The following is a 4,670-nucleotide window of genomic DNA, read 5'->3' on the forward strand; positions in this document are numbered from 1 at the left end:
TCCAGAAGGTGCAAATGAAATCATCAATAGACTGGAAGCAAAATACAAACAGCACATTGATGAATTGTATTCTACCGAAGAATATAAACAGAAGACACTGGATTTCGTAAAATCTGTATTCGATTACATTCGTTCTTACACGAAAGACATATTTACTTTATTTGAAGAAAAAGTCATCCTGGCTCAGGGAGAAATCATCTCTACCAACATGGTGACTAACTACTTGTGCGAGCAGGGCGTAAACGCAACATTGATTCCGGCACTGGAATACATGCGCACTGACAAGAACAGCGAACCGGACCTGACTTACATCCGCGAAAAGTTGTCGGCACAACTGGAAGCTAACCCAGGATATGAAATCTATATTACTCAGGGATTCATCTGCCGCAACGCATACGGTGAAATCGACAACCTGCAGCGTGGAGGAAGTGACTACACGGCTTCTTTGATTGGAGCTGCCATCAATGCTTCTGAAATCCAGATCTGGACAGACATCGATGGTATGCACGACAACGACCCGCGCGTGGTAGACAAGACTTCTCCGGTACGCCAGCTTCACTTTGAAGAAGCTGCTGAGCTGGCTTACTTCGGTGCGAAGATTCTGCATCCTACTTGTATCCAGCCGGCTAAATATGCCAACATTCCGGTACGTTTGCTGAACACCATGGAACCGACAGCTCCGGGTACATTGATTTCTAACGATACGGAAAAAGGTAAAATCAAGGCAGTAGCCGCCAAAGATAACATCACGGCTATCAAGATTAAGTCAAGCCGTATGCTGCTGGCTCACGGTTTCCTCCGCAAGGTATTTGAAATCTTTGAAAGCTACCAGACTCCGATTGACATGGTATGTACTTCTGAAGTGGGTGTATCAATGTCAATTGACAACACGAAGCATTTGAATGAAATCGTAAACGACCTGAAGAAATACGGTACGGTAACGGTAGACCATGACATGTGCATCGTTTGTGTGGTGGGTGATCTGGAATGGGAAAACGTAGGTTTCGAAGCTAAAGCTCTGGATGCAATGCGTGAGATTCCGGTACGTATGATTTCATTCGGCGGAAGCAACTACAACATTTCTTTCCTGATTCGTGAATCGGACAAGAAGCAGGCTCTGCAATCTTTGAGCAACGTGCTTTTCAACGGCAACCAGAAATAAAAGGCAACCTTTTATAATAATTAAAGGCGGAGGATACGGTCAGTAAAAACCGCATCACCGCCTTTTTTATTCTTCTAATATAACAACAATCACAACTAAACTCGTTTTATGAAAGCTAAATTTCCAATAGAACAGTTACGGAAACTGGAAACCCCATTTTACTATTATGATACGAATCTGCTTCGTGAGACTTTAGACAAAATCAAGGAGGAAGCTGGAAAATACAATAAATTCTGTGTACATTATGCGGTGAAAGCCAATGCCAACCCTAAAATATTAGGCATCATCCGTGAAAGCGGACTAGGAGCTGACTGCGTAAGCGGCGGCGAAATCAAAGCTGCCATCAAGGCCGGATTCCCTGCCAGCAAAATAGTATATGCCGGAGTTGGAAAAACAGACAAGGAAATCAATCTTGGACTGGATTATGACATTTTCTGCTTCAATGTAGAGTCTATTCCTGAACTGGAAGTTATCAACGGGCTGGCTGCAGCAAAGAACAAGATTGCCCGCGTGGCTTTCCGCATCAATCCAGATGTAGGCGCTCATACACATGCCAACATCACTACCGGACTGGCAGAGAATAAATTCGGTATCAGCATACAAGACATGGACCGCGTAATTGACCTGGCCCTGGAAATGAAAAACGTGAAGTTCGTAGGACTGCACTTCCACATTGGTTCACAGATTCTGGACATGGGCGACTTTGTGGCGCTCTGTAACCGCGTAAACGAGTTACAGGAAAAACTCTTTGCCCGCCAGATTATCGTAGAGCATATTAACGTGGGAGGTGGCCTGGGTATTGACTATGCGCACCCCAACCGCCAGCCAATTCCTGACTTTGCGGAATATTTTGCCACATATCACAAGCACTTGCGCCTGCGTCCACAACAAACACTTCATTTTGAATTAGGACGTGCTGTAGTAGGCCAGTGTGGCAGCCTCATCACACAAGTAATTTACGTGAAACAAGGTACCAACAAGCAGTTTGCCATCGTAGACGGAGGTATGACTGACCTGATCCGCCCGGCCCTGTATCAGGCTTATCACAAGATAGAAAACTTGACCTCTGAGGAACCTGTAGAAACATACGATGTGGTAGGTCCAATCTGCGAATCATCTGATGTGTTCGGAAAGGCTATCGACCTGAACAAGGTACATCGTGGCGACCTGATTGCCCTGCGCTCTGCGGGAGCCTATGGAGAAATCATGGCTTCAGGATACAACTGTCGTCTGCTTCCACAAGGATACATATCAGACGAACTGGTGTAAACATCACGCGAAAATATCATTTATTATTGAATAACTCGAAGGTAAATTTACATCCCACGGAGGTAAATTTACCTTTTTCATTTCCGATAAAGATACCAGCATCAAACAAATGGGTGGCAAAACCGTAACCGAACTCCAAATAAGGATTCAGGTGTGGCATGAAAAGAATACCGGCATAAATACGCTCCTTCTGTATGAACGACAACAAGCGGGTAACCGGATACAAAAGAATGAAAGGTGCTTCGAAGGTCATATTACCCCGAATGTAATGACTGGAAGCATTGTACCAACGGCCATCCAGCATTTGAAACGTACCTCCGATGTCGTCATTCCAACCCTGAGGAAGGTTCAGGTTAGCAAAATGTACGTAATCCACAAAATACATGTCCGACTGGTTAGTAAACATACCGGCTCCTACATGATAAGCCAATGAACGGACATTCTTCAGACGGATAACCTGCTCTACCGAACCTTCGATACGCTCGTATGTTCCCGAATTTTTTAAAACCCTGACACCCCGTTCGTAATCCAGCATAAAAGTCGGGAAATAAGAACCTACATTTATCTTTCGATTGCCATTCATATAGTAATACATACCAGGTGTCCATTCCAGACGGATACGGGGAGCGAAACTATTATAACTGGAACGCACACGTGCTTCTACCTCCGGCGTACTCTTTGTATATCGCCAGTGCATCGCTATACCCGTGCCCAATTTCAAACCGTTGCACAATTCTATATTGTGTGACACATCCACATATACATCCTTAAAATAATCCAGTTCCAGCCCATCAAATGTAAATGCACTGTCCGGAATCTGTGCTAGCTGGTCAAGCACCACACTACTATAAATCCGGTTACCATTCCCTCCATGTATCTCAATAGAGCCCAGCTTACGTGGATTGTAGATATACTCCACATCCGCTTTGGCATAAAGCTCTTTTTTCGTAAAGTTGTAACCTATCTGAGGAGCAATACGCAACAAGCGTCCGTCATGAAAAAGTTTATTGTACTTGAACACCTGACGGTAGGATATTCCGTTCCGATGATTATAACTAACCAGCAACGGGTTGATAATCGGAGAACAGTTAATGCTTCCCACCTTGGACATATCTATGTCATAACTGCTAATCAAGGCATCTCCTAACTGACCAAGAAACACCATGTTCTTCTTCAGTTTTGTGGGCTCCACATTTATCGTATCCACCTCACGCTGAAGACGACGCTCGTCCGCCGAACGATAAAGAGAATCTTCATAAGCCGATAAAGGAATCGGACGGATACGGTTAAACGAATCGCGTTCCACGACCAACCGACTTGTATCACACGACAAGGTATAAGAATTCGACAGATTGTGATCGTTCGTTTTCTTAACAATCCACTCCTCTCCCGGCTTACGATAAACAACCGATGAATATTTCATCCACCCCGTATATTTCATCTCCAGGTGATTTTTCAGGAACTTAAAATTCAAATCAAGATTCAGCAATACGGGAAGATATTTCGTCGTCTCCTCTTCCCCCATCTGCATGTTCAACTGAAAATGTATCAGGTCATAACGTCCCCTGAGATTCATTTTCCGAATAGTCCAGTCAGCAGAAGAAAGCCACAAAAAACCTTCTACCAGTTGCGTACTCCGATAGCGAGGTTCCACGCGGATACAATAAAGTTCTCCTCCCAAGCGGTGCTCTATCCCTTCAAGCATATAACGATAATGTACCAGCGCCTTTCTGTTCAAAGGTGAAAGAATTCTGTTTCCCATCAAAGAAGGGGCATAAATATTGAACTTCATGTAATCTATTATATCAAATATTTGTCCCTTATTACTGGAAAAAGTCGAAGATACAGCTCTTACCTTCCGGTCAATAATTGCAGGAGCCGTATATTGAAGTTCACTAATTGATTCGTGAAAATAATCATTTACTCCCTTCTCCAGACGAAACATGGAAGGCACATATCTAATAATCCGGTTCTGCTTATGCACTTTCAAATGACCTTTCAGATACAAGTCCCCTTTGTATCCCTTCACCTCATGCGAATAGATGGAAGCCGAATGAAACATATGCTCCAAAATAGAATCGGCCACGACAGGCTTTTCCAGAAGGGCCGGAGCATTGTCACGAGCCATTCCTCTCCGCGGAAAGCCGCTGAGCAAACACACCACCAGCAAGCCCCACAAAGCCGCATATAAGCCTTTCAGTTTTCGCATATCCATAGCAAATATATAATAAACCCCTTA

3 protein-coding genes are annotated in these 4,670 nt (G+C 44.1%); 2 read left to right on the forward strand and 1 reads right to left on the reverse strand.

Annotated features, from left to right (window positions below; genetic code table 11):
• Both ACMJ0U_RS07120 and lysA read left to right on the forward strand, forming a co-directional pair.
• A partial coding sequence (locus tag ACMJ0U_RS07120) for an aspartate kinase (protein ID WP_417129181.1) occupies positions 1-1,162 on the forward strand: 1,162 nt, incomplete at its 5' end.
• 108 nt (positions 1,163-1,270) lie between these two features.
• Complete coding sequence (gene lysA / locus ACMJ0U_RS07125) at positions 1,271-2,431, forward strand: diaminopimelate decarboxylase (RefSeq protein WP_417129183.1); 1,161 nt, start codon at positions 1,271-1,273, stop codon at positions 2,429-2,431.
• 16 nt (positions 2,432-2,447) lie between these two features.
• On the opposite strand, the gene ACMJ0U_RS07130 is transcribed toward lysA, so the two are convergent.
• The gene (locus ACMJ0U_RS07130; RefSeq protein WP_417129184.1) at positions 2,448-4,646 is read right to left on the reverse strand and encodes a DUF5686 family protein; all 2,199 of its coding nucleotides are present in this window, start codon (positions 4,644-4,646) and stop codon (positions 2,448-2,450) included.
• Between the last annotated feature and the right edge of the window lie 24 nt (positions 4,647-4,670).

It is taken from the genome of Phocaeicola sp. (assembly GCF_048170425.1).
In the GTDB taxonomy this organism is placed as follows: Bacteria; Bacteroidota; Bacteroidia; order Bacteroidales; family Bacteroidaceae; genus Phocaeicola.

Coding starts and splice junctions, on each gene's coding strand:
- lysA (WP_417129183.1), top strand. CDS start 1,271: ATGAAAGCTAAATTTCCAATAGAACAGTTACGGAAACTGGAAACCCCA.
- ACMJ0U_RS07130 (WP_417129184.1), bottom strand. CDS start 4,646: ATGGATATGCGAAAACTGAAAGGCTTATATGCGGCTTTGTGGGGCTTG.